Origin of the sequence: Acidisoma sp. S159 (assembly GCF_009766125.1) — a bacterium.
Lineage (GTDB): Bacteria > Pseudomonadota > Alphaproteobacteria > Acetobacterales > Acetobacteraceae > Acidisoma.
In genome coordinates this window covers 5,534-7,112 of the sequence record NZ_LMUG01000090.1, presented here as the reverse complement: position 1 = coordinate 7,112, position 1,579 = coordinate 5,534, and the positions used below count along the sequence as shown (strand labels likewise).

Genomic DNA, 1,579 nt, shown 5'->3' with positions numbered 1-1,579 from the left:
CTTTCGGCAGTCGATCTGCCGTTACATCACCAACTCGGTTTCCTTGATGTTGGCGATAGGTCCAAGGATTGTCGGATCAAAGTCGCGAACAACGCCTCGATCGGACCAACGCCTTGGTAAGCCTGGGTTCGCCAGGGCAACACGGCCGATGGTGACGACATCGGCACCGTCGTTCAGCGCAGCGACCGCCCGTTCGATCGTGTGCAGACTCCCATTGGCCAAAATCGCTGCCTTGGGTGCGTAGCGCCTGGCGAGGTGCAACAAGGATGGACCGGCAGGCGCAAAGGCCGGCTTCCACGCCTCACGTTCGGTCACGTGGATGAAGTCCGCTCCGACCTCCGCAAGGCTGCCGAAGACGATCTCGGCGTCGCGCTCCGCATCGGCCCACTTGTGATGGTAGTCGTTCACCTTGCCTTGGGAGATGCGAACACCTACCGGGACGCTGGCGCCAACCGTCGCACGCACCGCCTTGAACGTTTCAAGGATTAATCGCAAGCGGCTCTCTGTGGCGCCGCCCCACTGATCCACCCTGGTGTTGGCGTAGTCAGTCAAAAACTGGTCGAGAAGATAACCATTGGCTCCATGGATCTCAATTGCGTCGAATCCGGCAACCTCGACTGCGCGTCGCGCCGACTCGGCAAAGCCGGCGATGGCGTCGGCGATCTGCTCCTCCGTGATCGCGGCCGGTAGAGCGTAGCGGTCTTTACCGCGATAAAACGTCATCTGTTCTCCTTTCGGCTGAACTGCGGACGGCCCCACCGTGGTGTCGCGAAAGCGATTGCCCTGGCTAAGAGCGCCGGCATGCATCAGTTGGGCAATGGCGAGCGCGCCGTGCGTCTTGATGCCGCGGACAACCGGCTTCCAGGCCTTGGCCTGTGCTTCATCAGTCATGCCGGGCTGATGAGCGTAGCCCTGCGAGAATGCCTGGTCCGTGTAAATGCCTTCGGTGCTGACCGCCGCGAACCCACCCCGCGCGAACCGCTCGTAGTAGCGGATCATGGTCTCAGTCGCTTGGCCATCCTGGGTCGCCGAGATGCGCGTCATTGGCGCAACAGACAGGCGGTTCTTCAAGGTAAAGCCGTTTATAACGATCGGGGCGAAAAGCGCAGTGGTGTCGATGTCCATCGTCCAGACCTCCATAAGCCTGTGATTGGGCCGGTCCGCCTAAAACAGAAGGATACCGCTCGGTGGACCTGGACTTAGCTTTCACGGGCGGGATGCGGTAGATGGCTTTGACGTTAAGGAATATATCGCTTAGCGTTAAAGTATGGATCTAGCCGATGTGGCTCTATTTCGCGCCATTGCGTCTGTCGGCAGCCTTTCGGCTGCGGCGCGTCAGATGGGCTCGACGCCGATGTTGGTCAGCCGCAGGTTGGCCGGACTTGAAGCCGAGCTGGGCGCTCGCCTGTTCCACCGCACGACGCGATCCCTGTCGCTGACGCCTGAGGGAGAGGTCTTTCTTCCTCACGCCGTCACCCTCATCGAAGCTCGCGATTCCGCGCTCGAATCGATCTCAGACGGTGGGTCCGGTCTCTCAGGCCTGCTGAAGGTGACCTCGCCCAACGTGATCGGCCACTCT

Annotated in this window: 2 protein-coding genes; one reads left to right on the top strand and one right to left on the bottom strand. The window is 60.8% G+C overall.

Translation table 11 applies throughout. The features are described from left to right. Window positions 1–21: 21 nt before the first annotated feature. Window positions 22–1,125 (bottom strand): NADH:flavin oxidoreductase, encoded by a 1,104-nt coding sequence (locus tag GSQ92_RS26865; protein ID WP_159014621.1) that lies wholly within the window; start codon window positions 1,123–1,125, stop codon window positions 22–24. 157 nt (window positions 1,126–1,282) lie between these two features. Here GSQ92_RS26865 and GSQ92_RS26860 point away from each other — a divergent pair. Beyond that, a partial coding sequence (locus GSQ92_RS26860; protein WP_254066713.1) for a LysR family transcriptional regulator occupies window positions 1,283–1,579 on the top strand: 297 nt, incomplete at its 3' end.